This is a genomic window from Pseudomonas lijiangensis (assembly GCF_018968705.1).
GTDB lineage: Bacteria > Pseudomonadota > Gammaproteobacteria > Pseudomonadales > Pseudomonadaceae > Aquipseudomonas > Aquipseudomonas lijiangensis.
This window is the reverse complement of sequence record NZ_CP076668.1, coordinates 5,184,350-5,210,595: the sequence shown is the minus strand read 5'-3', so window position 1 is coordinate 5,210,595 and position 26,246 is coordinate 5,184,350. Positions and strand designations below refer to the sequence as shown.

General features: G+C 57.2%; 29 protein-coding genes. 20 read left to right on the top strand and 9 right to left on the bottom strand.

Annotated features, from left to right (window positions below):
• The first annotated feature begins 25 nt into the window (after positions 1 to 25).
• The 15 genes from KQP88_RS22130 to KQP88_RS22060 all read left to right on the top strand — a co-directional run bounded on the left by KQP88_RS22130 (position 26) and on the right by KQP88_RS22060 (position 14,258).
• Positions 26 to 2,185: a phage tail tape measure protein gene (locus KQP88_RS22130; RefSeq protein ID WP_216704168.1), complete on the top strand. Its 2,160-nt coding sequence runs from the start codon at positions 26 to 28 to the stop codon at positions 2,183 to 2,185.
• Positions 2,169 to 3,518, top strand: coding sequence for a DNA circularization protein (locus tag KQP88_RS22125; protein ID WP_216704167.1), 1,350 nt, complete (start codon positions 2,169 to 2,171; stop codon positions 3,516 to 3,518). Before KQP88_RS22130 ends, KQP88_RS22125 begins: the two co-directional genes overlap by 17 nt.
• Before the next feature lie 4 nt (positions 3,519 to 3,522).
• Entirely contained in the window at positions 3,523 to 4,572 is a 1,050-nt protein-coding gene (locus KQP88_RS22120) for a phage baseplate assembly protein (protein WP_216704166.1), read from the top strand.
• Between the two features lie 45 nt (positions 4,573 to 4,617).
• The gene (locus KQP88_RS22115) at positions 4,618 to 5,127 is read left to right on the top strand and encodes a phage baseplate assembly protein V (protein WP_216704165.1); all 510 of its coding nucleotides are present in this window, start codon (positions 4,618 to 4,620) and stop codon (positions 5,125 to 5,127) included.
• On the top strand, positions 5,127 to 5,525 hold the full coding sequence (locus KQP88_RS22110; protein WP_216704164.1) for a phage GP46 family protein: 399 nt from the start codon (positions 5,127 to 5,129) through the stop codon (positions 5,523 to 5,525). The genes KQP88_RS22115 and KQP88_RS22110 overlap by 1 nt, the downstream gene beginning before the upstream one ends.
• A complete protein-coding gene (locus KQP88_RS22105; RefSeq protein WP_216704163.1) occupies positions 5,515 to 6,555 on the top strand; it encodes a baseplate J/gp47 family protein in 1,041 nt (346 codons plus the stop codon). The genes KQP88_RS22110 and KQP88_RS22105 overlap by 11 nt, the downstream gene beginning before the upstream one ends.
• Positions 6,543 to 7,142, top strand: coding sequence for a YmfQ family protein (locus KQP88_RS22100; protein ID WP_216704162.1), 600 nt, complete (start codon positions 6,543 to 6,545; stop codon positions 7,140 to 7,142). Before KQP88_RS22105 ends, KQP88_RS22100 begins: the two co-directional genes overlap by 13 nt.
• An 11-nt stretch (positions 7,143 to 7,153) precedes the next feature.
• Positions 7,154 to 8,896 (top strand): phage tail protein, encoded by a 1,743-nt coding sequence (locus tag KQP88_RS22095; protein WP_216704161.1) that lies wholly within the window; start codon positions 7,154 to 7,156, stop codon positions 8,894 to 8,896.
• 17 nt (positions 8,897 to 8,913) lie between these two features.
• Positions 8,914 to 9,504 (top strand): hypothetical protein, encoded by a 591-nt coding sequence (locus KQP88_RS22090; protein ID WP_216704160.1) that lies wholly within the window; start codon positions 8,914 to 8,916, stop codon positions 9,502 to 9,504.
• 66 nt (positions 9,505 to 9,570) lie between these two features.
• A complete protein-coding gene (locus KQP88_RS22085) occupies positions 9,571 to 10,116 on the top strand; it encodes a glycoside hydrolase family 19 protein (protein WP_216704159.1) in 546 nt (181 codons plus the stop codon).
• Positions 10,113 to 10,622: a lysis system i-spanin subunit Rz gene (locus tag KQP88_RS22080; protein ID WP_216704158.1), complete on the top strand. Its 510-nt coding sequence runs from the start codon at positions 10,113 to 10,115 to the stop codon at positions 10,620 to 10,622. The genes KQP88_RS22085 and KQP88_RS22080 overlap by 4 nt, the downstream gene beginning before the upstream one ends.
• 430 nt (positions 10,623 to 11,052) lie before the next feature.
• Positions 11,053 to 11,661 (top strand): aminodeoxychorismate/anthranilate synthase component II, encoded by a 609-nt coding sequence (locus tag KQP88_RS22075; protein ID WP_198728610.1) that lies wholly within the window; start codon positions 11,053 to 11,055, stop codon positions 11,659 to 11,661.
• A gap of 8 nt (positions 11,662 to 11,669) precedes the next feature.
• A complete protein-coding gene (gene trpD, locus KQP88_RS22070) occupies positions 11,670 to 12,719 on the top strand; it encodes an anthranilate phosphoribosyltransferase (protein ID WP_216706018.1) in 1,050 nt (349 codons plus the stop codon).
• Positions 12,716 to 13,552 carry an indole-3-glycerol phosphate synthase TrpC gene (trpC, locus tag KQP88_RS22065; protein ID WP_216704157.1) on the top strand — a complete coding sequence of 279 codons (837 nt, stop codon included), beginning with the start codon at positions 12,716 to 12,718 and terminating at the stop codon, positions 13,550 to 13,552. The genes trpD and trpC overlap by 4 nt, the downstream gene beginning before the upstream one ends.
• A 10-nt stretch (positions 13,553 to 13,562) precedes the next feature.
• Positions 13,563 to 14,258, top strand: a complete 696-nt coding sequence (locus KQP88_RS22060) for a lipoate--protein ligase family protein (RefSeq protein WP_216704156.1) — start codon at positions 13,563 to 13,565, stop codon at positions 14,256 to 14,258.
• A gap of 12 nt (positions 14,259 to 14,270) precedes the next feature.
• Here KQP88_RS22060 and crp read toward each other — a convergent pair whose 3' ends face one another.
• Positions 14,271 to 14,915, bottom strand: coding sequence for a cAMP-activated global transcriptional regulator CRP (gene crp, locus KQP88_RS22055; RefSeq protein ID WP_216704155.1), 645 nt, complete (start codon positions 14,913 to 14,915; stop codon positions 14,271 to 14,273).
• A 208-nt stretch (positions 14,916 to 15,123) separates the two neighbouring features.
• Here crp and KQP88_RS22050 point away from each other — a divergent pair, with 208 nt between their 5' ends.
• Together KQP88_RS22050 and speD are read left to right on the top strand one after the other, a co-directional pair.
• Positions 15,124 to 15,546 carry an OsmC family protein gene (locus KQP88_RS22050; protein WP_025262078.1) on the top strand — a complete coding sequence of 141 codons (423 nt, stop codon included), beginning with the start codon at positions 15,124 to 15,126 and terminating at the stop codon, positions 15,544 to 15,546.
• Between the two features lie 240 nt (positions 15,547 to 15,786).
• Positions 15,787 to 16,581, top strand: coding sequence for an adenosylmethionine decarboxylase (speD, locus tag KQP88_RS22045; protein WP_025262077.1), 795 nt, complete (start codon positions 15,787 to 15,789; stop codon positions 16,579 to 16,581).
• A gap of 58 nt (positions 16,582 to 16,639) precedes the next feature.
• On the opposite strand, the gene coq7 is transcribed toward speD, so the two are convergent.
• The 5 genes from coq7 to hemJ form a co-directional block, all read right to left on the bottom strand.
• Positions 16,640 to 17,287 (bottom strand): 2-polyprenyl-3-methyl-6-methoxy-1,4-benzoquinone monooxygenase, encoded by a 648-nt coding sequence (gene coq7, locus KQP88_RS22040; RefSeq protein ID WP_025262076.1) that lies wholly within the window; start codon positions 17,285 to 17,287, stop codon positions 16,640 to 16,642.
• Between the two features lie 137 nt (positions 17,288 to 17,424).
• A complete protein-coding gene (locus KQP88_RS22035) occupies positions 17,425 to 17,763 on the bottom strand; it encodes a histidine triad nucleotide-binding protein (RefSeq protein WP_216704154.1) in 339 nt (112 codons plus the stop codon).
• A 92-nt stretch (positions 17,764 to 17,855) separates the two neighbouring features.
• Positions 17,856 to 18,632, bottom strand: a complete 777-nt coding sequence (locus tag KQP88_RS22030) for an SDR family NAD(P)-dependent oxidoreductase (protein ID WP_216704153.1) — start codon at positions 18,630 to 18,632, stop codon at positions 17,856 to 17,858.
• Positions 18,633 to 18,697: 65 nt separating this feature from the next.
• Positions 18,698 to 19,606, bottom strand: coding sequence for a DUF805 domain-containing protein (locus tag KQP88_RS22025; RefSeq protein ID WP_216704152.1), 909 nt, complete (start codon positions 19,604 to 19,606; stop codon positions 18,698 to 18,700).
• A 77-nt stretch (positions 19,607 to 19,683) separates the two neighbouring features.
• The gene (hemJ, locus tag KQP88_RS22020; RefSeq protein WP_198728606.1) at positions 19,684 to 20,112 is read right to left on the bottom strand and encodes a protoporphyrinogen oxidase HemJ; all 429 of its coding nucleotides are present in this window, start codon (positions 20,110 to 20,112) and stop codon (positions 19,684 to 19,686) included.
• Positions 20,113 to 20,245: 133 nt separating this feature from the next.
• On the opposite strand from hemJ, the gene argC reads away from it, so the two are divergent.
• Positions 20,246 to 21,280, top strand: coding sequence for an N-acetyl-gamma-glutamyl-phosphate reductase (argC, locus tag KQP88_RS22015; RefSeq protein WP_025262071.1), 1,035 nt, complete (start codon positions 20,246 to 20,248; stop codon positions 21,278 to 21,280).
• A 156-nt stretch (positions 21,281 to 21,436) separates the two neighbouring features.
• On the top strand, positions 21,437 to 21,787 hold the full coding sequence (gene erpA, locus KQP88_RS22010; protein WP_025262070.1) for an iron-sulfur cluster insertion protein ErpA: 351 nt from the start codon (positions 21,437 to 21,439) through the stop codon (positions 21,785 to 21,787).
• A gap of 57 nt (positions 21,788 to 21,844) precedes the next feature.
• Here erpA and KQP88_RS22005 read toward each other — a convergent pair whose 3' ends face one another.
• Positions 21,845 to 22,939 (bottom strand): anhydro-N-acetylmuramic acid kinase, encoded by a 1,095-nt coding sequence (locus KQP88_RS22005; RefSeq protein WP_216704151.1) that lies wholly within the window; start codon positions 22,937 to 22,939, stop codon positions 21,845 to 21,847.
• Positions 22,940 to 22,942: 3 nt separating this feature from the next.
• A complete protein-coding gene (locus tag KQP88_RS22000) occupies positions 22,943 to 24,361 on the bottom strand; it encodes a peptidoglycan DD-metalloendopeptidase family protein (RefSeq protein WP_216704150.1) in 1,419 nt (472 codons plus the stop codon).
• 202 nt (positions 24,362 to 24,563) lie between these two features.
• Between KQP88_RS22000 and tyrS the strand changes: the two genes are divergently transcribed.
• A complete protein-coding gene (tyrS, locus tag KQP88_RS21995) occupies positions 24,564 to 25,763 on the top strand; it encodes a tyrosine--tRNA ligase (protein ID WP_216704149.1) in 1,200 nt (399 codons plus the stop codon).
• Between the two features lie 8 nt (positions 25,764 to 25,771).
• Here tyrS and KQP88_RS25345 read toward each other — a convergent pair whose 3' ends face one another.
• Positions 25,772 to 26,245, bottom strand: a complete 474-nt coding sequence (locus KQP88_RS25345; RefSeq protein ID WP_253950517.1) for a hypothetical protein — start codon at positions 26,243 to 26,245, stop codon at positions 25,772 to 25,774.
• Position 26,246: the final 1 nt, after the last annotated feature.

The window sequence follows — 26,246 nt, the reverse complement described above, 5'->3', positions numbered from 1 at the left end:
TCAATCAGATCCTGCAGGGGGAGTGATGGCAAATCCACTCAAGCTTGAAACGCTTTTCAAAGGCGTCGATGAGCTGTCTCCTGCTCTGGCTAACATGCGCAAGAATGTCGATTCTTTCAAAACCGGGCTCGAAGGGTCCGGTCTGGGAAACATCGATCTTGCAGGTGTGATCGAGGGGAATGCCCTGACGGGCCCCTTGATTGCCGGAGTAAAGGCAGCAATCGGTTTTGAAACATCAATGGCCAACGTCAAGAAAGTCGTGGCTTTTGAAACACCGCAGCAATTCCGGCAGATGGGCACCGACATTCTGGACCTGAGCGAAACGCTCCCGGAAACCGCCAATGGCATTGCGGCAATCGTGGCAACAGGCGCCAAGGCCAGCCTGCCGCGTGAAGAGTTGACAGCCTTTGCGAGCGATGCCGTGAAAATGGGCATTGCTTTCGGGCAGACGGGTGCTGAGTCGGGCGAAATGATGGCCAAATGGCGATCTTCGCTCAACCTCACGGGACCTGAAGTCAAGAAGCTTTCCGAACAGATCAACACCCTGGGCGGTAATGATCTGGAGAAAGAGATTGCAACCATGGTGACTGCAATGGCGCCGCTGGGCGCTGTCGCAGGCAAGGCTTCCCGTGAGGTTGCGGTCATGGGAGCCACTCTGGCGGGCATGGATGTGCCGGCTGATGTGGCGACCACGGGCGTCAAGAGCCTCATGAAAACGCTGACCGAAGGCGGGCCAGCGAAAGCCGGGGCTTTCAAGGAGTTGCAGCTCGATATCGATCAACTGAGCAAGGGCATGCAGACGGACCCTTCCGGGACCATCGACAGCGTTCTGAGCGCCATATCCAAGGTTGATCCCGCCAAGCAGGGCGATGTGGTGTCGAGTCTGTTCGGTGCCGAATCGCTGGGCGCCATAACACCGTTGCTGAAGAACCTTGACGGTCTGAAGGCCAACTTTGCCAAGGTCGCAGAGGGCGCCGGGGCCGCGGGCTCGATCGAGCAGGAGTTCGCCGACAACTCGCGCAACACGGCAGTTGCCATTCAGCAGATGCAAAACCGTATGGACCGGCTTGGCACCAATATCGGCGGCATTTTCCTGCCTGCGATAAACGATGCAATCGCGGTCATCGGTCCCATGATTTCCATGGTCGCTGCATTGGCGGCCGAACACCCCGAGGTCATCAAAGGCGTTGTAGGCGCTGCGATTGGCTTTGGCGTGTTGCAAGTGGCCGTGCTGGCCGCGACCAATGCAGCTCGGCTGTTCAGCATGGTCATCGGCTTGTCGCCGGTGGCAATCGCTATGCGTGTTATTGCCCTGGCGGCGGGCGCGCTCATCGCCAACTGGTCTTCTGTCGCGCCGTTTTTTACGGCCATCTGGGAGTCGATCAAAGGCGCGGCCAGTGTGGCCTGGGACTGGCTCAAGGCCGCGTTCGACTGGACACCTCTGGGCATGATCGTTGCGAACTGGCAGCCATTGGCCGACGTTTTCTCAGCCCTCTGGGGTGTGATTGTGGCGTTGTCCACGCCTGTCGTGGAGTTCTTCAAGGGCATGTTCGACTGGTCACCTCAGGATGCCATCGCGACGAACTGGCAGCCGCTCACTGAGATTTTCAGTGGCATATGGGAGGGGATCAAGGCCTCTTCACTGGTTGTCGGCGATGTGTTGAAAACGATGTTTGAGTGGTCGCCCCTTGGGATAATCATCAAGCATTGGGAGCCGATCAGAGGTTGGTTCACGGAGCTGTGGAAGGATGTGAAGTCGGGCATCGACTCGGTATTGAGCTTTTTCGGCTTTGGGGAGGAAGGGATTCTCAAAGGCACCAGCAAAAAACTCAATGAGTTCGCCGAAGCACAAAGGCTTCGCAATGCAGGGCCAGGTGGTGGTACTGGCGCGTTGCTGATGGCAGATGCCACCAGTCAGTTGAATCAGCAGCGCCTCAACGCTGCGACTGGCGTGCCATCGACCAGCCAGCTGCTGGCGCCTCCAAACCCGCTTGAACCCGGCAGCCTGCTTATGCAAGGCGCAGCCGCTAATCGGCGTCTTGAAGGTGAGCTCAGCATCCGTTTTGACAATGCACCTGCGGGCATGCGCCCGGGTGAGGTGCGGACCAATCAGCCAGGCTTGACGATTTCGCCAAGTGTTGGCTACCGGACAATCGGAGGAGCAGGATATGACTACATGGCGTGACAGGCTGATGCCCGCTTCTTTCCGCGGCATTGGTTTCTTTGTCGATACGGATTCTGTGCCGGTCGGTCGCAAAGGGCAGCTTCACGAGTTTCCACAACGCGACGAGCCTTACTTCGAGTCGCTGGGCAAGGAATCCCAAATCTATACGATGGAGGCCTTCCTGGTTGGCGATGACTGTTTCGAGCGTCGTGACAGGTTGCTGGAAGCTCTTGAAGTCAATGGGGCGGGCGAGCTTGTCCACCCCTGGCTTGGACGCATGCAGGTGCAGGTTGGCGGTTGTATTCTGAAGCACAACCGGACTGAAGGTGGCGTAGTCAGGCTGTCGTTGAAGTTTTATCCGGATCAGCCGCTGCGCTTTCCGACTTCAACGATCAATACCCGGCGACAGCTCGTGCAGGCATCCGATGGGTTGCTGGCTTCGGCACTCAAGCGCTACCAGGCGGTCATGTCTGTGGTGGACGCAGCGCGCATCAACATTCAGGCGTTGCGCAGTACGTTGTCGGGGATTTTTGCCGTGATTCAGCGGCAGTTTACCCCTTTCATGACGATCTACTCGGATCTGACCAGCCTGGTCCATTCGCTGGTCAATGCGCCCCTGACGTTGAGCACAATGTTCTCCAGTTTCTTTGCCAGCTTTGATGGGGACAGCAGCAGTAGCAATAGCAGCTCGAGTGCAAGCTTCAATGCGAGCACGGGTTCAGGTTCAGGTAGTGGCACAAATGCCGGAGCGGGCACCAGTGCAAGCGTGAGCAGTAACAGTTCGTCGGTCAATTACAGGGCGACGATTTCCGATGCCACTCAGCAGGCCGAGTCCATTGCCAGTATCAATCTGGTCAATCAGGGCGGCGGTCTCGATACCGGCTCCACGGCCCAGGCGACTGCCAACCTTGTTCAGGATGCTTTGCTGGTCAAGGTTGCCAGGGTGGTGGCGAGCATGCCGGTGGCCACTGCTGCGGTGCAGATCATCGCCACGCCGTCACTGGAGCATCAAGTGGTGATGCCGGTCGATCGTGCGCAGGTGCCTGTCGCCGATGATGTGATCGAGTTGCGTGACACGCTCAGTTCGGCCATCTGGGAAGCCTCGCTGAAAGCTGATCCGGAGCATTACCTGGTGCTCAACACACTGCGCCAGGCATTGATCCGTCATCTGAACGCGGTGGCTGCTTCCGGGGTGCGGTTGGTCGACATCAAGGTGGCCGAACCGCTGCCTGCGCTGGTACTGGCTTATCGTCGCTTCGGCGATGCAACTCGCCTGACCGAGGTGGTGCTGCGTAACCGTGTCCAGCATCCAGGCTTCTTGCCGCCAGGCACTCTGAAAGTCGCCCAGGAGTAACCCCATGGATAAGGCAAATGCTGTCACCTTGACGGTGGGCGGTATGGATTACGGTGGCTGGAAAACCATCTCGATCTCTGCCGGCATCGAGCGTCAGGCCCGCAGTTTCACGGTGGGCATTACCTGGCAGTGGCCGGGGCAGAACATCACCCGACCGATTGGGCAAGGCGACAAATGCCAGGTTCGTATCGGAGGTGATCTGATCCTGACGGGCTGGGTCTTTGCGACGCCCATCAGCTATGACGACAAGACGATCACCCTGAGTATTTCCGGACGTTCTCTGACGGCCGATCTTGTCGATTGCTCGGCGATCAACAAACCCAGTCAGTGGAAGGATCAAGGAGCGCTCAGCATCATCCAGGCGCTTGCTGCCCCTTACAACGTGACGGTGGTGAGTGAAATCGCTGAGCCCGGCAAGGTTCCCATCCACAACATCGAGCCTGCTGAAACAGCGTTCAAGTCCATCGACCGGATCCTGACGAAGTTTCGTATTTTCTCTACCGATGATGAGAAAGGTCGTCTGGTGCTGGCCATGCCAGGCAGCCAGGGACGCGCAGTCGATCGTCTGGAGTTGGGGCAGAACATTCTTTCTGCGTCAGTGCCTCTCGATTTCTCCGGTACTTTTTCCGAGTACCAGGTGATCGGACAACGCGCCGGCAATGACAAGGCGTTCGGCAAGCAAGCCAGCGAAGTGTCGGCACAGGCTCTTGATGGCAGGGTCAATCGCAAGCGAGTCCTTGTCATTCATGAGTCGTCACCGGTGACCCCCGAGCTTGCCCAGAGCCGGGCGAACTGGGAGCGTAGCAACCGCATGGGCAAGGCGCAACTCACCACCTACAAAGTGCAAGGGTGGCGTCAGTCCAATGGCAGTCTCTGGCGACACAACACGCTGGTGCGCGTCGTGGATCGAGTGATCGGGCTCGATCAGGACATGCTGATCTCGCAAATCACTTACACCCTCGACGAGAAAGGGACGGTAACGACCCTTGTGGTCGGCCCGCCTGAAATGTTCGACGCCGAACCCGACGACCCGCAAAAGACTGCCAAAAAGTAGAGAGCGGCAACGCTGCGTTGCCCTCCCCGAAAAGGAAAAATCCCAATGAGCATACTCAATCGCATGCTGGCGCGTGGCACGGTTGTGCTCGCCAGAGCAACCAGCAAGATGCAGGCGCTGCAAATGCATCTGACCTCCGGTGAAATCAGGGACGATATGGAGCACTTCGAGCCCTATGGTTTCACCAGCAATCCCTTGCCTGGCGCCGAAGGCATTGCAGCGTTTATCGGCGGTGACCGTTCCCACGGTCTGCTGCTGGTTGTCGCCGATCGTCGCTACCGCCTCAAGGCCCTGGAGTCGGGAGAGGTGGCGATCTACACCGACGAGGGAGACAAGATTCACCTCAGGCGCGGCAAGGTCATCGACATCGAAACCAGCACCCTGAACGTCAAGGCCGCCGTGGCGGTGAACTTTGACACGCCGCAGATCACCCAGACCGGCAAGATCGTTTCCCAGGGTGATCAGGTTGCTGGCGGTATCAGCCAGATCAGCCATACGCACAGCGGCGTACAAGGCGGAAACGGCCAGAGCGGGCCACCCGTGGGGGGTGCCTGATGATTATCGCAGGCTCTCTGGAAGCTTCACTGCTGCGCTCGGTCATCATCAGCCTCTTCACCTGGCGTCGAGCCGGCCCTGACGATCAGGCCGACGATGACGAACGTTATGGCTGGTGGGGCGATACCTATCCGGCAGTGACGGATGATCGTATCGGCTCGCGTCTGTGGCTGTTGCGGCGAGTGAAACTCACCGCGCAGACGCAACGCGATGCCGAGTTCTACGCTCGCGAAGCGCTTCTCTGGCTGATCGAAGACGGCCATGTGCAGGACATCGAAATCCTCACCGAGCGAGTGCAGAACAATCGCTTGAATCTCGGCGTCGTGCTGGTCGTCTCGAACGGCCAGACCGTGCGCTTCAACCCATCCGAACAGTGGCAGGTGATCTATGCCGTTTGAAACTCCTACATTGCCTGCGCTGATCAGCCGAACACAGGTTGACCTGGCTGATGAAGCGCTTCGGCAATCCGATGCTCGCGTGTTATCGCGTGCCCACAGCGGTGCAGCCTATGGGCTTTATGGCTATCAGCGCTGGATCGCCGATCAGATTCTGCCCGACACGGCCGATGACGAAACCCTTGAGCGCCAGGCCATCCTCAGGCTCCGGCAAGCCCGCAATGCTGCGCAACCGGCCACCGGCTCGGTGCGCTTCACGGCGGCAGCGGGTGCGGTGCTGGATGCCGACACCGTGCTGCAGTTCAGTGATGGCCGCACCTATCGCGTTACTCAGGGCCTGACCACAGTGTCAGGCAATAACGTGACCACCGTTGAAGCGGTGGAAGCGGGCATTCTGGGGAACGCCGATGCCGGTCTGGTCATGACGGCCGTGCAGCCTATCGAAGGGATCGACAGCAGCTTTACGGTGCTGGCGGACGGCTTGACCGGTGGTATCGCCCAGGAAAGTATCGAGTCGTTGCGCTCTCGTGTGGTTCGTTCATACCGGGTCATTCCCCATGGCGGTAATCAGGACGACTACGTCACCTGGGCGCTGGAAGTTCCGGGAGTGACCCGGGCATGGTGTGTGAGTCGGTATATGGGGCCGGGGACTGTGGCGGTTTTTGTCATGCGGGACAATGACGTCAGCCCGATTCCCGATCCAGAGCAGCTTGAGCAGGTAGCGGCTTATATCGAGTTGCTTCGGCCGGTCACGTCGGAGCTGTATGTGTTGGCACCACTACAGAAGCCAGTCATCTACACCATTAATCTCTTTCCTGATACCTCTGTGGTGCGTTCCGCAGTCGAAGCACAACTGCTGGATCTTCATAACCGCGAAGCCGGGCTTGGTGAAACATTGCTTCTTACACACATAGCCGAGGCCATCAGCGGAGCGACAGGCGAGGCGGATCATGTATTGCTCTCTCCCACGGCCAATGTGCAAGCCGCAGCCAATGAGCTGCTGACATTCGGGGGGATTCTATGGTCGTCTTGAGAACCGCTCGCCAGTACGCAGATCAACTGCAAGCCCTGCTGCCGTCGGGACCTGCTTGGGATCCGGAGCGAGTCCCCGAGTTGCAGCAGATAATCACCGGCCTATCTCAGGAGTTCTCCCGTATCGACGGGCGAGCTTTTACTTTGCTCAACGAGATGGATCCGGCCAGTGTCAGTGATCTGGTTCCTGATTGGGAGAGGGTCATGAACCTGCCCGACCCATGTTTGGGCCTTAGCCCTTTGTTCGAAGACCGACGTCTGTCGGTACGGCAACGGCTGGTAGCCGTAGGAGGGCAAAGTCCTGCGTTCTACATCGACATTGCCATCAGCCAGGGCTATCCCAATGCCACCGTTACTGAATATCGAGCGCCCCGTATGGGGCGTTCTCGTTTCGGCAAGGAGCATTTTGGTACCTGGAATGCGCAGTTCATGTGGGCCCTGAATACGGGGGGGCGCAAACGGCTGGGACGTCGTTTTGGCGCGAGCTATTGGGGGGAGCGTTTTGGAGTGAACCCTGGGACGGCAATTGAGTGCTTGATCCGTCGTGCAGCGCCAGCCCATACCAGTGAATTCATTAATTTCAATTGAGGAGTAATAACGTGGACTATCCAAAAAGTGTTCCCAGCGTCGGCTTGGTGAATGGAAAGTTTGTTGATGAAAATACCGTTTCTGGCGCACAGGGGTCCTTGATTCCTGCGAGCTGGGGGAATGCGGTAACGGATGAGTTGTTAGCTGTCATTCGTGCGGGACAAGTTGATCCCAAAGAGGATGATCTGGACCAATTGCTGGAAGCCATTCGTACCATTATCCGTAACGATGCTTACGTTAAAAATCGTGTTTACAACAAAGAAGAAATGGACACGTTGCTGACGCTTGGTAATGCGGTCCCCATCGGTATGATGACGGCGTTTCCAAAAGCTGCCATTCCACCGGGGTTTCTCGAGGTCGATGGCAGCCTGCAGAGTATCAGTGCTTATCCAGATCTTGCGGCTTACTTGGGAACTTCATACAACCGGGCTGGTGACCCTGATGGATATTTCCGTCTTCCCGAGTCGCGTGGTGAGTTTTTGCGAGGATGGGATAATGGCCGCGGTATTGATACCGGACGTGTGCTGGGTAGCTCTCAGATCAGTCAAAACCTTCGGCATACACATGCTCAGCTCGTAACCAATCCGAAGGTTGCTGATTCGGCGCAATTCGTGGCGGGTAGCAAAGTAGCTCAACCTACATTCACCCAAATCCTTTACGACGACATTGCCTCAACAGACAACTACTCTTCGTTGCCGAGTGACTGGGCAGCCAGTGGGGGCGGTGAGTCTCGGCCACGAAATATAGCTGTCATGTGGTGCATCAAGGCCTGGAACGCATCGGTCAACCAGGGGAGTGTCGATATTGCTGCGCTGGAAAAAAGTCTTAAGAACTTTTCCACTCTTGAGAATAATCTCAAGGATTTTGCGCCTCTGCTGTCTCCGACTTTTACCGGCGTGCCTAAAGCTCCCACTCCTGTGCAGTCTGACAATACCAAAGCTATTGCTACGACCGAATTCGTCCAGAGGGCTTTGGGGAGCATCCCCACGGCTGCGCAGTTCGACAATACCAAAGCCCTCGCAACAACCGAGTTCGTTCAGAGAGCTTTGGGCAATTACCGAAACTTCACCAGTGTCACGAGCGCTACAGCATTGACCGCAAGCAACTTTGGATCAGTGGTCACCTGTATCGGCAGTTTTACTCTGACGCTGCCGTTGGCAATAGTTGGAGTCGGCGGCTCTGCCATTCATTTCCGAAATATTGGCACTGAAGCTGTGACGGTCACTTGCACGGGAGCTGATTTAATCAACTCTGGCTCTGGACAAGTCACGAGCGTGTCACTTCCTGCTGGTTCCAGCTTGGAGCTTGTCAGCAATGGAGAGGCTGCATGGTGGGCGTCGGGATCCGCTTTGCTGGATCATTCGAGAAAAATAGCCACCCAGACGGAAGTGGATGCTGGAGTGGATGACACGACATTCGTTACGCCCCGAAAGCTTCGCAAGGGTTTTGCCATCAGTCTCAATGAGAATGGTTATGTCGCATTACCTAGCTGGCTTGGAGGTCTGATCCTGCAGTGGGGGCTCACCTCTGTCTCTACTTTCGACTCATCGAGAACCACAAGCTTCCCCCTGCAATTTCCATCCGCGTGCTTGTGCGCAATACCACAGGCCTTCAACCCGACCTCAGATGTGGGTATCGACTCTGGGCCTCAGGTGAGCAGTGTTTCGGCCACGAGCTTTTCCTGCTTCATTCAGAACTATGTGGGGGGAAACTCGTCCCCTAAAGGTTTCTACTGGTTCGCTATCGGCTATTAATCACTCAAGGAATCACCATGCAACGTTTTTACAGTTCAAGCACAGGCTGCACATATCTGCCAGCGATCCACGGCGATCAGATCCCGTCGGATGCGGTGGAGATATCCGAGGAAACTTACACGTCCGTGATCGCCAACCCGCCAGCGGGCAAGGTGCGTTCGCACGATGAGTCGGGCTTGCCGATTCTGATCGACCCCGTTCAGGTCATTGCGACTGCCGACGAGTTGTGTGAGCAGATCGACGCTGTGCGCCTGGTTGGCACACTCGAGGCCCTGCGGGTTCTTGAGTACAGTCTGGCCGTCTCCGAGGCGCAAGCCTTCAAGGCGGCCGGCTACCCGGCCGATGCCGTTCCTCGTGCCGTGGCGGCCTATGCCATCAATGGTCGAACGCCTCAGGAGGCGGCGGACGCCATTCTGCAGGCATCGGCGGATACCGCCGACATGCTTTACCAGATTCGTGAAGCACGTCTTGCGGCCAAGGAGAGTGTGCGTGCTCTGGTGGCTGCCGGTGAGCACGATCAGGCGAAGGCGGTTGTCGCCACCGTGATTGATCTGATCAGGGAGCTGACAGCCGGAAGTGGGGGGGAGCCTCTCAAGGCAGTGCAGTGACAAGCCTGGATAATGGCCAGGAAAAACGAATAGCCCCGCACAGGGGCTTTTTTGTATGGAGGCTACATGCCCATAACCCAACAACAACTCCTGCAAATCCTCCCCAACGCCGGCCCTAAAGCCGGCGTTTTTGTTTCCGCTCTCAACGCCGCCATGAACCGATACAGCATCCTCACCCGGTTGCAGGTATCGGCTTTCATCGCGCAGATCGGTCACGAATCCGGTCAGTTGCGGTATGTCCGCGAACTGGGAAGTGATGATTACCTGAAGCGGTACGACACGGGACAACTGGCTTTGCGCCTGGGTAATACCCCCGAAGACGATGGTGACGGTCAGTTCTATCGTGGACGGGGGCTTATTCAGGTGACGGGCCGGGCGAACTATGTTGCCTGTGGCGAGGCACTCGGGCTGGATCTGCTCAATCATCCCGAGCTGCTTGAGCAGCCGGAGCACGCTGCCATGTCCGCTGCCTGGTTCTGGGATCGGGCAAGGCTCAATGGTCTGGCTGACAAGGGGGATTTTCTGTTGATCACCAAACGTATCAATGGCGGCACCAATGGACTTGCCGATCGAGAAGCCTTTTATCAACGCGCTTTGAAGGTGTTGTCATGAAGGTGCTGGATCTGCGCTCCGTGGCGCTGGCGCTGTTAGTGGGTTTGGGGCTTGGCGCCTGGGCAGCGTGGCAATGGCAGGCCCGCAACTACGGCCAGCAATTGGCCGAACAGGCGCAGATTCATCTGCAAGAACGCGAGCTTGCTTCCAGGGCTGTCATTGCCTGGCAGGAGGCTCAACAGAAACTGCGGCGGGACATGGAGGCCCGCCTGCAAACCAACGATGCAACTCACTACAAGGAATTGAGCGATGCACAGAAACTTCAGGCTCGCTTGCGTAGTCGTCTGGCTACCTCTGATTTGCGGTTGTCAGTCCTCCTCGCCACTCCCGCCCGTGGTGGTGGAGAGCCAGCCACTGCCACCACCGGCAGCCTGGTTCATGGAACCACGCGAGCCGAACTTGACCCAGCGGCTGCTCAACGAATTGTCGCCATCACCGACGACGGAGATCAGGGACTGATTGCGCTCAAGGCCTGTCAGGCCTATGTGCGCGAGATAGCCCGTTGATTTCCCGATGTGAGTGTTCAGTCACTGTGGGAGCCGGCAAGCCGCCTCCCACTTCCACATTCCCCCTTCCGTACCCGCAGACACTGATCTGCCCCTCCAAAAGTCATCTGATCGGATACATGGCCTGATTTACCCGGCACAATCATATTGCGCCGTGTGATTCGGTAAGTTAATGTCCCGAAACGTTTAGATGAGACGCCTCCCGTGACGATTGTCAGCAAACTCTTGATGCGCGTTATCAAGGCCCACGCCCGTTGGCGTTGGCGCGCCTGACTATTTCTTTTCCGGCCTGCCCGGACCTTTACCTGTATGCCTTCGATCCCCCTGTTGTATTGCGCCAGGTCACGTGCCGGACCTTGGGTGCATACGCAAGCGGGCCAGAATTCGGAAGGCTGAATAAAGTCAGTAAATTCAAAAGGTTGATAGCAACATGCTGCTGATGATCGATAACTACGACTCCTTTACCTATAACGTCGTGCAGTACCTCGGTGAACTGGGTGCCGACGTTAAAGTGATTCGTAACGATGAGTTGACCATTGCTCAGATCGAAGCCTTGAACCCGGAGCGCATTGTCGTTTCCCCCGGCCCTTGCACGCCTAACGAAGCCGGTGTCTCGCTTGAGGTGATCACTCACTTCGCGGGCAAACTGCCGATTCTGGGTGTCTGCCTGGGGCACCAGTCCATTGGTCAGGCGTTCGGTGGTGATGTGGTGCGCGCCCGTCAGGTCATGCACGGCAAGACCAGTCCTGTCGTCCATGAGGACAAGGGCGTGTTCAATGGCTTGAACCATCCACTGGTCGTGACCCGTTACCATTCGCTGGTGGTCAAGCTCGACACCTTGCCTGATTGCCTTGAGGTCACCGCCTGGACCGCTCTGGACGACGGTTCGGTAGACGAGATCATGGGGCTTCGCCACAAGACACTGAATATCGAAGGGGTGCAGTTTCACCCCGAATCGATCCTGACAGAGCAGGGTCATGAGCTGTTCGCCAACTTCCTCAAGCAGACCGGCGGCACTCGTCAGGAGAACCTCTCATGAGTTCACCCATGAATATCAAGACGGCGCTCAACCGCGTCGTCAATCATCTGGATCTGAGTACAGACGAGATGCGCGATGTCATGCGTGAAATCATGACAGGCCAATGCAGCGAAGCGCAGATCGGCGCCTTTCTCATGGGCATGCGCATGAAAAGCGAGAGCATCGATGAAATCGTCGGTGCTGTTTCGGTCATGCGCGAGCTGGCAAACAAGGTCGAGCTGCAGTCTCTGGACAAGGTCGTGGATATCGTCGGCACCGGTGGTGATGGCGCCAACATCTTCAACGTCTCCACGGCTTCGGCGTTCGTGATCTCGGCGGCGGGCTGCACGGTGGCCAAACACGGCAACCGTGCGGTGTCAGGCAAGAGCGGCAGTGCCGACCTGCTGGAAGCGGCGGGCGTATACCTGAACCTCGATCCGGTCCAGGTCGCACGTTGCATCGACAGCGTGGGCATCGGCTTCATGTTCGCCCAGTCCCATCACAGCGCCATGAAACATGCCGCCGGCCCTCGGCGTGACCTGGGGCTGCGCACCCTGTTCAATATGCTCGGCCCGCTTACGAATCCGGCTGGCGTTCGTCATCAAGTGGTGGGCGTGTTCAATCAGGCGCTTTGCCGCCCGCTGGCGGAAGTCCTGTCTCGCCTGGGCAGCAAGCATGTGCTGGTGGTGCATTCCCAGGATGGCCTGGACGAGTTCAGCCTTGCGGCACCGACTTTTGTCGCTGAGCTGAAGAACGGCGAAATCACCGAATACTCGGTACAACCCGAAGACCTGGGCATGAAAAGCCAGAGCCTGTATGGTCTGGCGGTCGAAAGCCCGGCAGCCTCTCTTGAGCTGATTCGGGACGCCCTTGGGCGTCGCAAGACTGAAAATGGCCAGAAGGCCGCGGAAATGATCGTGCTCAATGCCGGTGCGGCGCTCTACGCTGCTGATCATGCCACCAGCCTCAAAGAAGGCGTAGAACTGGCACACGATTCCCTGCACACCGGCCTGGCCCGGGAGAAGCTGGACGAATTGGGTGCTTTCACGGCGGTATTCAAGCAGGAGAATGAAGGATGAGTGTGCCAACCGTACTGGAAAAAATTCTCGCTCGTAAAACCGAGGAAGTGGCTGCTCGTCGTGCCATTGTGACCCTGGCAGAGCTGGAGCGGCAGGCCGCATTGGCTGATGCGCCTCGCGGTTTTGCCAATGCCTTGATCGAGCAGGCCAGAAACAAGCAGCCGGCGGTGATTGCCGAGATCAAGAAGGCCTCGCCGAGCAAGGGCGTGATCCGGGAGGACTTCCAGCCAGCCGAGATCGCCAGAAGCTATCAGGCCGGCGGTGCGACCTGCCTGTCGGTCCTGACCGATATCGATTTCTTCCAGGGCGCCGACGCCTATCTGCAGGAAGCCCGTGCGGCCTGCAAGCTGCCGGTGATCCGCAAGGATTTCATGATCGATCCGTATCAGGTCATCGAAGCCCGTGCTCTGGGTGCCGATTGCATCCTGCTGATCGTGGCGGCGCTGGATGACGTGAAAATGGCCGAGCTGGCAGCGGTTGCCAAGGGTGTCGGTCTGGACGTTCTGGTTGAAGTGCATGATGGCGATGAGCTGGAGCGCGCCCTGAAAACCCTCGATACGCCGCTGGTGGGTGTCAATAACCGCAACCTGCATACCTTCGAGGTGAGCCTGGAAACCACGCTGGATCTGCTGCCGCGCATTCCTCGTGATCGACTGGTCATTACCGAGAGCGGCATTCTCAACCGAGCTGATGTCGAGCTGATGGAAATCAGCGACGTGTATTCATTCCTGGTGGGCGAGGCTTTCATGCGCGCCGAACAGCCGGGAGCGGAGTTGCAGCGGCTGTTCTTCCCGGAGCGTGGCGTACCGGTCAGTGGCTCGGCTCTTGATTGAGCCGTAGATCGTGTCGGTAGTCGACATCTGCATCGAAAAAGGCCTGCAGGCCGAGCAGGACCTGCTGGCTTCGGTGTGTGCCGGTGATGCGGATCATGGGCTGCTGTTCTGGCGCCCGAATGATCAGGCGCTGGTCATGCCGCGTCGGATGAGTCGCCTGCCCGGCTTCACCGAAGCCAGTGAAACCCTTGCAGACAACGGCTGGCCTGTCCTGCTGCGTGAAACGGGCGGTGAACCGGTGCCGCAGTCTTCTGCCACCGTGAACATTGCCCTGGTTTATGCGCAACCCGGTACGGACGCCGATCGGGACAGAATAGAAATCGCCTACCGACGCTTGTGCCAGCCGATTCTGGACCTGTTGACTGAACTGGGTGGCCAGGCTTCGCTGGGTGAGGTGGACGGTGCATTCTGCGACGGCCGCTTCAACGTCAACCTCGATGGCCGCAAGATGGTCGGTACTGCCCAGCGCTGGCGTCAAAGCCAGGGTGGAACACGTCCTGTGGTACTGGCTCATGGCGCCTTGTTGCTGGATAACGAGCGCGAGCAGATGGTAGCTGCGGTCAATCGCTTCAACGAATTGTGCGAGCTGGAAGCACGGGTGCGAGCCCAAAGCCATATTGCACTGTATGAAGCCTTTCCCGAAGGCGACCTCAATGTGCTCGAACGTCTGGACCAGTCTTACCGGCAGATGCTGATCAGGCTCTGAGCGGCACCGGCGTCAACGGGTTCCGAACACCACCATGGTCTTGCCTTTGACGTCGACCAGTTGCTGTTCTTCCAGGGCCTTGAGCACGCGCCCGACCATTTCCCTCGAACAGCCCACGATACGTCCGATTTCCTGACGGGTCACCTTGATCTGCATGCCGTCTGGATGAGTCATGGCGTCCGGTTGCCGACACAGGTCCAGCAGCGTGCGGGCCACTCGTCCGGTCACGTCGAGGAAAGCCAGGTCGCCGACCTTGCGTGTCGTATTGCGCAGGCGATCAGCCATCTGGGCGCCCAGCGCATAGAGAATTTCCGGCTCCTGGTGCGTCAGCTCGCGAAACTTGCAATAAGAAATCTCGGCCACTTCGCATTCGGTCTTGGCGCGAACCCACGCACTGCGCACTGTTTCATGACCGGTCTGCTCGAACAACCCCAGTTCACCGAAGAAATCCCCGCTGTTGAGGTACGCGACGATCATCTCCCGACCTTCATCGTCCTCGATCAGGATCGTCACCGAACCCTTGAGAATGATGAACAACGACTCTGATTTCTCGCCAGCGCAGATGATATTGCTCTTGGCGGCGCAGCGACGACGTTGTGCATGGGGGAGAAGTTTTTCGAGACTCTTTATTTTGGGTGTCACTGTGATTGCGACCATGCGTTTATTCCGAAAAAGACCCTTCGCCAAATGGCACTTTCATAGGTATCGGCTGCACCGGCATTCTCGCCAGCTTTTCGACGAGGGTTTCAGAGCATTTGGGACCTTTCCTACACATCGGCCGCAAAAAGCATTTTCAGAGGCCACTCCAGTGGATTCACGGGCCTGTGCTAAGCTGGTCCCCCTTTTTTAGCAGTGGAGTCTGGCGATGAAGGCACGCATCCAATGGGCTGGCGAAGCCATGTTCCTCGGCGAGTCCGGTAGCGGTCATGTAGTGGTAATGGACGGCCCGCCTGAAAGCGGCGGTCGAAATCTGGGCGTACGCCCGATGGAGATGGTGCTGATCGGTCTGGGCGGTTGCAGCAACTTCGACGTTGTCAGCATTCTCAAGAAGTCCCGTCAGCCAGTCGAAAGCTGCGAAGCCTTCCTTGAAGCCGAGCGTGCAAGCGAAGACCCCAAGGTGTTCACCAAGATCCACCTGCACTTTGTCGTCAAGGGCCGCGGCCTGAAAGAAGCACAGGTCAAGCGTGCCATCGAGCTTTCGGCCGAGAAGTATTGTTCAGCGTCGATCATGCTGGGTAATGCCGGTGTAGAGATCACCCACGACTATGAAATTGTCGAACTGGGCTGATCCAGACATCCAACGATCATAAAAACGGCGCACACTCTGGCAGACGGCTTCCGACGTCTGCATAATGCGCGACTTTTTCAGGCGCGGCATGCATTGGTTTTCTGCTGCCGCACCAGAACAGACAACCAAAATCGCCAACGCGAAGAGGTGTTAACCGTCCTACGCAGCTGAGCGCCGCTCATCTGACGGGCATGCTTGATCACGCGGCTGGCGCCGCACACATATAGAGAGTTTTTAACGGTGAAAAGCAAACTCAAGCTCCACGGGTTCAATAACCTGACAAAGACCTTGAGCTTCAATATCTATGACATCTGCTATGCGGAAACCCCGCAAGACCAGCAGGCCTACGTCGAGTACATCAACAGTGTGTACGACGCCGAACGCCTGACGCGGATTCTGACCGATGTTGTCGATATCATTGGTGCCAATATCCTGAACATCGCCCGTCAGGATTACGATCCCCAGGGCGCCAGTGTGACCATTCTGATCTCCGAGCAACCGGTAACGCCTACCGAAAGCCAGATCGAAGAGTCGCCAGGTCCATTGCCGGAAACCATTCTGGCCCACCTGGACAAGAGCCACATCACGGTTCACACCTATCCGGAAATTCACCCGGTCGACGGGATCGCGACTTTCCGTGTGGACATCGATGTGTCGACCTGTGGCGTGATTTCACCGCTCAAAGCGCTGAACTACCTGATTCACAAGTTCGAGTCCGACATCGTGACGGTCGACTACCGCGTGCGTGGTTTTACCCGCGATGTAGAAGGCAAGAAGCACTTCATCGATCACGAGATCAACTCGATCCAGAACTACCTCTCCGAAGACACTCGCAACGGTTACCAGATGACCGACGTCAACGTGTACCAGGAGAACCTGTTCCACACCAAGATGCTGCTCAAGGAGTTCGAACTGGATAACTACCTGTTCGGCGACGCGACCAGCAACCTGTCCGCTGAACAGCGTGCACAGGTCACCGCCAAGGTGAAGCACGAAATGCTGGAAATCTTCTACGGCCGCAACGTGGCTGTCTGATTTCACAGCAAACAAGAAAGGCGCCGATCAGGCGCCTTTTTTTGTGCGTGGCTGAACGTCAGATCCGGTAAGTGCTCTTGGTCATGACCTTGGCCAGGATGCTCATGCCGAACTTGACCGGTGCCGGGAAGCGAAAGCCGCCTGCGTCCAGTGCGGTTTCGGCGTGTTGCTCCTCGTCTACGCGCATCTGCTCCAGAATCGCCCGGGACTTTTCATCCTCGGCGGGTATCTGGTGCAAGTGCTCGTTCAGGTGTTTGCAGACCTGATCCTCAGTCGCAGCCACGAAACCCAGGCTGACCTTGTCGCTGATCAGGCCGGCCGCCGCGCCAATGCCGAAGGACAAGCCATAGAACAGCGGGTTGAGCACGCTGGTGTGGCTGCCCAACTGATGAATGCGTTGTTCACACCAGACCAGATGATCGATTTCCTCTTCGGCGGCGTGCTCCATGGCCTTGCGCACCTTGGGTAGCCTGGCGGTCAGGGCCTGACCCTGATACAGCGCCTGTGCGCAGACTTCGCCGGTGTGGTTGATGCGCATCAGGCCTGCCACATGGCGGGTGTCGGCATCGTTCATCTTGTGTTCGGGGCGCAGGATGGCGGGCGAAGGCCGATGTGAATGCCCGCTGGAAGGCAGCAGCGTGCGCATTGCACTGTCGGCCTGTAGCAGAAGACGATCAAGGGGAGAGTAGTGACGTTCGGTAGCCATGGGCACCTCCGGGTAGGTCCATGCTGGCCAGTTTACCCCAATCGGAGCGGCCAGGCTTGAGCTGGATCATCCTGTCAAAACCCTTGTTTAGACCACTCGGCGGCCTCGACAGGATGCAAGTTATTGAAAAAACAGACTCAGCCCGGTGGCCAGTTCATCTGGCGCTTGCCCAGAACATGCATGTGAATGTGATAAACGGTCTGTCCACCCAGTTCATTGCAGTTCATGACGACGCGGAAACCTTCTTCGCAGCCCTGTTCCTTTGCCAGGCGCTGGGCCGTGAAAAGAATGTGGCCAGCCAGACCCTTGTCTTCTTCGGTCAGGTCATTGAGGGTGCGAATGGGCTTTTTCGGGATGACCAGAAAATGCACGGGCGCCTGAGGGGCGATATCGTGGAAGGCCAGTACCTGATCGTCTTCGTAGATGATGTTGGCCGGGATTTCCCGGTTGATGATCCTGGTAAACAAAGTATCCACAGCCGTTTGCTCCTTTTGGGTGGATGGGGCATGGCCGGTCGACAGGCCGGTACCAATGAGTTCGAGTTTACCGAGCGATAATTATTTGTCACTCAGCGTGGACAGCAGGCCTTGTTGATATAGCCGCTGATTTGACGAACCAGCCAGCGCGACCCCAGTCGGGGGCTGAAGGCCCATAACCGGTTGCGCAGCCTGGGGATGATAACAGCCTTGTTTTTTGCCAGCGCGCGTACTGTATACAGTGCCACCTCTTCAGGGGTCATCATCTTCTCGTCGTTCACGTTGAGCTGGGCCGTACGAAAGAAAGATGTGCGGGTCGGGCCAGGGCAAAGGACCGACACTTTCACTCCGTTTTTCTTGACCTCTTCGCGCAAGCCTTCGGAAAAGTGCAGCACGTAAGCCTTGCTTGCGTAATAAGTGCTCATCCATGGCCCGGGCTGGAAAGCGGCCACCGAGGCCACGTTGAGAATCTGTCCGCCGCCCTGCAGCGCCATCAGATTGCCAACGGTATGGCACAGGCGAGTGAGGGCGAGGATATTCAGATCGATCAGGTCCTGCTCGGCAGCCCATTCCTGGGCCAGAAACGGGCCGCACGTTCCGATGCCTGCGCAGTTGACCAGCAGATCAATCTGATGGGCACCATCTTCCAGTTCCAGCAGGAAGCCCGAAAGGCGCAGCGGCTCACCCAGATCGCACGCACGAAACAGCACTTCCACGCCAAAGCGTTGGGTCAGCTCGATGGCGATGCTTTCCAGGCGGTCACGATGGCGGGCAACCAGCAGCAGATTGTGCCCGCGACGAGCCAGGGCTTCGGCCATGGCCAGGCCGATACCGCTGGAAGCGCCTGTGATCAGGGCGTAACGGGTCATGCATTTCTCCATTGAACGTATTGCAACCGGCATTTCGGGTGCCGGCTCATGAGCAACGTATTTGCTTAAAGCCTTTGTCCGGACACCGATGGGGCCGGTTGGGCCTGATCGCTGTCTGAGTCGTCATCATAGGGCAGGGACTGTTCGTATTCGCTGGCCGTGGTTTCGAGTTCATTCTTCACGGCATCTAGACCCGTGCTCAGCACGATCACAAAGACGAGGCTGAGAAAGACAATCCATAGACAGGCCAGGATTTTCACGGCCTTCGAGTTGGGTGGCGCAGGTGGACCATATTTGTTGGGGCCTTTGGTGCCCGGTATGACCATCATCAGGAATGGAAAGATACCGCCTACGAAGGGTGCCAGGTTAAGCAGCAGAAGCCAGCCGCTCCAACCAGCATCGTGCAGGCGTTGGACCCCCATCTGCACGCTCAGAATAAAGAATGCAGCAACGGCCACTGTGCTCAACAGCCCGCCGCCCACCAGTGAAACGCTCATGACCGAAATGCAGACACCCATGGTCGCGAGGCCCGCGAGTACCAATACCAGGCTCCAGGCCAGATAACGCAAGCGACCGATACGGCCTTCCACGCTGAACACCTTGAGCGACGAGTGTGCAGGCAGGTCCGGTGCGACGGTTGATGACTTGGGTGGCGCGTAGGGCGAGGGCGCCGGTGCGGGTTCTACAGGAGCGCGATAGGGTTTCGGTTCATCGATTTCGTCCAGGCTCAGGCTGATTGCCGGATCGGGTTCTATACGTGCTTCGACGCCAGCGTCATTGAGTGCCTGGATATATCTCTGGGCATCCGCCTGAGACAACCCGCGCTTGAGGGATACAGGATTGCCGTTGAACAGGCTCTCGACTGCCGAGGTTTCACTCTTGAACAACCGGGCCAGGTTGAGCTTTGCAGTTTCCAGCTCAACGCCATTACGCAATTGCCCTTCAAACATGATCTTGAAGTGGGTATCGGCCATCAAGGGCTTCCTTGTCTCGGTATAAGGGTGCAGCGCGGGCAGCCACTACGGAGCATGGCGTGGCTGCCCGATATGGATCAGAACGGTTTGACGACTACCAGAATCACAACAGCCAGCAGTATTACTACAGGGACTTCATTGAACCAGCGATAAAACACATGGCTGCGGCCTTTCTCGCCACGCGCGAAGCGCTTTACCTGTGCGCCGCACATGTGGTGGTAACCGATCAGCAGGAAAACCAGGGTCAACTTCGCATGCATCCAGCCCTGGCTGAAATAGCCTGACGGACTGAAGCTGATCAGCCAGCCACCGAAAATCAGTGTGGCAATCATGGCAGGTCCCATGATGCCCCGGTACAGCTTGCGCTCCATCACGCTGAAGCGTTCCTTGCTGACAGTGTCTTCGCTCAGTGAGTGGTAGACGAACAGCCTCGGCAGATAGAACAGGCCTGCAAACCAGCAGACCATCGAAACGATGTGAAGCGCTTTGACCCATAAAAAGAGCATTTTCAGTTATCCCCAGGTTCACGGTGGACAAATAGTAGTGGGTTGCGCGGCCATACGTCACGTTGTCGGTTGTCGCAGAGGCCATAGGCTCATATCATCGACGGCTTTCCAGTTGTTTCGTTGAGGGCAGGTTATGGTCAAGGTCGGTATCGTCGGCGGCACGGGTTACACCGGGGTCGAGCTGCTGCGTCTGTTGGCACAGCATCCGCAAGCAGAAGTGGTCGTTATTACCTCTCGCTCGGAGGCCGGTCTTGCAGTAGCCGACATGTACCCCAACCTGCGAGGCCATTACGATGGCCTGGCTTTCAGCGTGCCGGACGTCAAGACCCTGGCCGCATGCGATGTCGTGTTCTTCGCTACGCCTCACGGCGTTGCTCATGCGCTGGCTGGCGAACTGCTGGCTGCAGGCACCCGGGTTATCGACCTCTCCGCGGACTTCCGTCTCCAGGACCCGGTTGAGTGGGCCAAGTGGTATGGCCAGCCTCACGGCGCGCCTGAACTGCTGAAGGATGCCGTATACGGTTTGCCTGAGGTCAATCGCGAGCAGATCAAGAATGCACGCCTGATCGCCGTGCCGGGTTGCTACCCAACCGCAACCCAACTGGGCTTCCTGCCTTTGCTGGAAGCAGGTCTTGCGGATAACTCCCGCCTGATTGCCGACTGCAAGTCGGGTGTCAGTGGTGCCGGTCGTGGTCTGAGCCTGGGTTCGCTGTACTCCGAGGCCAACGAGAGCTTCAAGGCCTATGCGGTCAAGGGGCATCGCCATCTGCCGGAAATCAGCCAGGGGCTGCGTCGCGCTGCCGGTGGCGATGTCGGCCTGACCTTCGTGCCGCACCTAACGCCGATGATTCGCGGCATTCACTCCACACTGTACGCAACCGTTGCCGACAAGTCGGTAGACCTGCAGGCCCTGTTCGAGAAGCGCTACGCCGATGAGCCTTTCGTGGATGTAATGCCGGCCGGCAGCCATCCGGAAACCCGCAGCGTGCGGGGCGCGAACGTCTGCCGCATTGCCGTGCATCGTCCGCAGGGTGGCGATCTTGTCGTCGTGCTGTCGGTTATCGACAATCTGGTCAAGGGCGCTTCGGGTCAGGCCGTACAGAACCTGAACATCATGTTCGGCCTGGACGAACGTGCCGGCCTGTCACACGCAGGCATGATGCCTTGAGCTACAAGCTACAAGCTACAAGCTACAAGCACTTGCGGCTTGTAGCTTGACCGCTTGCCGCTGCTCTTCACTTCAATAGTTGACCAGTTTTCTAGGAGAAGCGGATAATGCCCGTCATTACGCATTATGACGGCTTAACGCCGGGAGATATCTGACATGAGCGTCGAATCCTTTACTCCTACAGCTCTGGAGTTCACCCCAGGAGCCGCGCACAAGGTGAAAACCCTGGTCGATGAAGAGGGCAATGATCGCCTGAAACTGCGGGTTTTCGTAACCGGCGGCGGTTGCTCCGGCTTTCAGTACGGCTTCACTTTCGATGAAGATGTGGCTGATGACGATACCGTCGTCGAGCGCGAAGGCGTCAGCCTGGTTGTCGATCCGATGAGCTTCCAGTATCTGGCGGGCGCTGAAGTGGATTACCAGGAAGGTCTGGAAGGTTCGCGTTTCGTGATCAAGAACCCGAATGCTTCGACCACCTGTGGTTGCGGTTCGTCGTTCTCGATCTGATTGCGCTCCATATGAAAACGCCGCGCATATGCGCGGCGTTTTTCATTGTGGCTTCGGTCAGGCGGGATAGATAGCGCCCAGAACCCGCAACCCTCTGGCTCCGGTCACGGTTGGCCGGTTGGCCGGCACGCTTTCCAGGCAGCAATGCGCCAGCCAGGCAAACGCCATGGCTTCGACCCAATCCGGATCCACGCCGAATTTTGCGGTGCTGCTGACTTTCGTCTCTGGCAACAGCGCTGCCAGTCTGTCCATCAACGCTACGTTATGGGCGCCACCGCCGCACACCAGAAGCTCTGAAGTGCTTGATTGCGCCGCTTGCAGAGACTCTGTAATCGTCAAAGCCGTCAGCTCAAGCAATGTCGCCTGTACGTTCTCCGGTGCAATCGTCGGCAACTGGAACAGGTGATGATGCAGCCAGCCGAGGTTGAAGACTTCACGGCCAGTGCTCTTCGGGCCTTTGGTCAGGAAGAACTGATCGCTCAGCAATCCCTTGAGCAGTGCAGGATCGACCTGCCCACTGGCAGCCCAGGCGCCGTCCTTGTCGAAGCTCTGATGGCGTTGCGACTGAATCCAGGCATCCAGCAGCACGTTGCCCGGTCCGCAATCGAAACCGGAAACCGGACGGTCCGACTCGATGATGCTCAGGTTGCTGAAGCCTCCGATGTTCAATACTGCACGGCGGTCCTTGTTGTCATCGAACAGCGCTTCATGGAAAGCCGGCACCAATGGCGCGCCTTGGCCGCCAGCGGCGATATCGCGACGGCGGAAGTCGCTGACGACGGTAATTTCGGTCAGTTCGGCAAGCAGGGCAGGGTTGCCGATCTGGATGCTGAAGCCGCGGCCCGGCTCATGACGGATGGTCTGACCGTGGCTGCCGATGGCACGTATCTGGCCAGCAACCATGTTCTGCTCTTGCAGCAGGGTGGCAATGCCTTGTGCTACCAGCTTCACCCACTTCTGCTCGGCAATGGCGGCGCGTGCCAATTCATCTGCGCCGCTGGAGCAAAGGCCGAGCAACTCGGTATACAGATCTTCCGGCATCGGAATGTAATGAGTTGCCAGAAGCCTTGGACGGTCATCCTGCTCCAATAGGGCGATATCTATCCCATCGAGGCTGCTGCCGGACATCACACCTATATAGAAGAAGGCCATGGATTACCTTTTATTAGAGGCCAGCGTAGTGGCCTTGTCATGGTCCATGCGCGCCATCAACGGTTGGCTTTGCTGCATGAACCGCTGTTTTTCGGATTTGGCGATCGGGTCCGCCATCGGAAGTTTCTGACCCAGCGGATCGACGTGCACGCCATTGACCTGGAATTCATAGTGCAAGTGCGGGCCTGTCGACAAGCCGGTTGTTCCAATATAGCCGATCACCTGACCTTGCTTGACGCTGCCACCGGTTTGTATGCCTTTGGCGAAGCCTTGCATGTGTCCGTACAGCGTGCGGTAAGTCTCGCCGTGCTGAATGATGACGGTGTTGCCGTACCCGCCGCGACGTCCGGCCAGAAGCACTTTGCCGTCGCCGGTTGCCTTGATGGGCGTACCGCGTGGGGCTGCATAGTCGACGCCCTTGTGAGCGCGGATCTTGTTCAGGATCGGGTGCTTGCGGCCCATGGAAAACATCGAGCTGATACGTGCGAAGTCTACCGGCGTGCGGATGAATGCCTTGCGCATGCTGTTGCCGTCAGCGGTGTAGTAATTGGTATTGCCTTGCTTGTTGGTGTAGCGAATGGCGGTGTAGGTCTTGCCGCGGTTGGTGAAGCGCGCGGACAGGATGTTGCCGGTGCCTACGGTCTTGCCATTGACGACTTTTTGCTCATAAACCACGTCGAATTCGTCACCCTTGCGGATGTCCTGGGCGAAGTCGATGTCGTAGCCAAAGATATTGGCCATGTCCATGGTCATGCTGTGGGTCAGGCCTGCGCGCTGTGCAGACTGGGACAGCGAGCTGTTTATGACGGCGTGAGCATAGGTTTCACGCACGGTAGGCTTGCTGATTTCGCGGCTGAACGTGAAACCGGCATCCGTTTTCGAGAGACTGATGGTTTCCAGTTCGCTGAGCTTGCTGTGCAACTGCTTGAGCTGGCCGTCGGAGGATAGCTCGAACTGTAGAACCTGACCGTTCTGCAGTTTGCTGAACTGTTTGGCCTGTTTGTCGCTGGCCATGACTTCATGAACGGTCGTGGCCGGCAGGCCGACCTTTTCAAACAGTGTGGAAAGGGTATCGCCCTTGGAAACCACGACTTCCTTGTGGTTCGGGTTCTTTATGTCTGTAGCCGGGGTTGGCTGAGCAGAAGCGCTTTCCTGAGACTGATCTTCGCCGTTATCGACCTGTGCAAACGGTGAAACAGTGCTATCGGGTGTGGCTTGAGTGGCTTGCTGAGCGTCTTGGTCTTGTGCGTTCTGATCTGTGGGTGCTTCCAGATCCAGAACCAGATTGGTTCGTTTTGCTTCGACTTCGCTGGAAGGGAATACCAGAAGTGCCAGGCTCAGCAGGGCGGCGATACCGCTGGCAGCGAGCAGGTGACTCTTCGGATAAAGCGGGGGCGCTTTAGGCGGTGGTGTGTCGATCATAGGTAATTTGACTTTGAAAAAGGTGAAATGGAAAAGATGAATGACATGATGAAGATGAAATAACTGTATAAAATATAACCAAATCCAGCACGAAGCAACCCTGCTGACGTATCGGTATTCGATTCGTGGCTGTGTGCTGGGCAAAAACTTGTAATTGGGCTCTGATCTTGTATGGTTGGTTCCCTTTAAATTGGGGGCTGATATGAAGTCGGTTGAAGAGCAGCTTGCGCTTATAAAGCGTGGCGCGGATGAACTCCTGGTCGAGGCCGAACTGGTCGCCAAACTCAAGCGCGGTCAGCCGCTGCGTATCAAGGCAGGGTTCGATCCAACGGCACCTGACCTGCATCTGGGGCACACTGTCCTTATTAATAAGCTTCGCCAGTTCCAGGATCTGGGGCATCAGGTCATTTTCCTGATCGGTGACTTCACCGGGATGATCGGCGACCCGAGCGGCAAGAGCGCTACTCGTCCTCCGCTGACCCGCGAGCAGGTTCTGGATTACGCCGAGACTTACAAGGCTCAGGTTTTCAAGATCCTCGATCCGGCCAAGACCGAAGTCGCCTTCAACTCCACCTGGATGGACAAGCTGAGTCCGGCGGACTTCATTCGTCTGTCTTCGCAGTACACCGTTGCGCGGATGCTGGAGCGTGACGACTTCGACAAACGCTATAAAGGCAGCCAGCCGATCGCCATCCATGAGTTCCTGTACCCGCTGGTGCAAGGTTATGACTCGGTCGCGTTGCGTGCGGATGTCGAGCTTGGCGGTACCGACCAGAAATTCAACCTCCTGATGGGGCGTGAGCTGCAGCGTGCCTATGGCCAGGAAGCGCAATGTATTCTGACTATGCCTTTGCTGGAAGGTCTGGACGGCGTCAAGAAGATGTCCAAGTCGCTGGGTAACTATGTAGGTATTCAGGAAGCGCCGGGCGTCATCTATAGCAAACTGGTTTCTATTCCTGATGCCTTGATGTGGCGCTACTTCGAGTTGTTGAGCTTCCGCTCCATGGAAGAGATCAATGAGCTCAAGGCAGCGTGCGAAGCCGGTGCCAATCCTCGCGACATCAAGATCAAGCTCGCTGAAGAGATCGTGGCTCGTTTCCATGGTGAAGAGGCTGCTGCTAATGCGCATCGGTCTGCGGGTAACCGCATGAAGGATGGCGAGCTGCCAGACGACTTGCCGGAAATTTCTGTCAGCGCTGCTGAAGATATGCCGGTGGCCGCCGTCCTTAATAAGGCAGGCTTGGTGAAGAACTCTGCTGTCGCTCGTGATCTGCTGGCTTCCGGTGGTGTGCGTATAGATGGTGAGGTTGTTGATCGCAGCTTTATCTTCAAGGTTGGGGCTACCCATGTTTGCCAGGCTGGCAAGAAGGCTTTTGGGCGCATTACCCTGGTTTTGGAATAAAAGTTAAATTAACGGTTGACGGGCGATTTAATCTCTCTATAATTCGCCCCACTTCCGGCGCAGACGGAACTGAAAAAGCCTTGTAAATCAACAGTTTGCAAGTGTTTGGCGGTTCTGGAGTCGGGCTGGAAGTGCTTCGATTGCAGCGTGATCGACAGCGGTGTGAGAAAGCGTTTGACACAGCCTTCGGGTCCTGTAGAATTCGCCTCCCGCTGACGAGCAACGCGACGTTGATCGAAGCGCAAGTGGTTGAAGTTGCAAAGGAAACTTTGAAACTTGTTGAAATAACCGCTTGACAGATACAGAGGGCGCTGTAAAATGCGCGCCTCGGTTGAGACGAAAGGCTCAGCCCACCGCTCTTTAACAACTGAATCAAGCAATTCGTGTGGGTGCTTGTGGTGTAAGACTGAAGTCAACAGATTATCAGCAACGCAAGTTACTCCGCGAGAAATCAAAGATGTAACCAACGATTGCTGAGCCAAG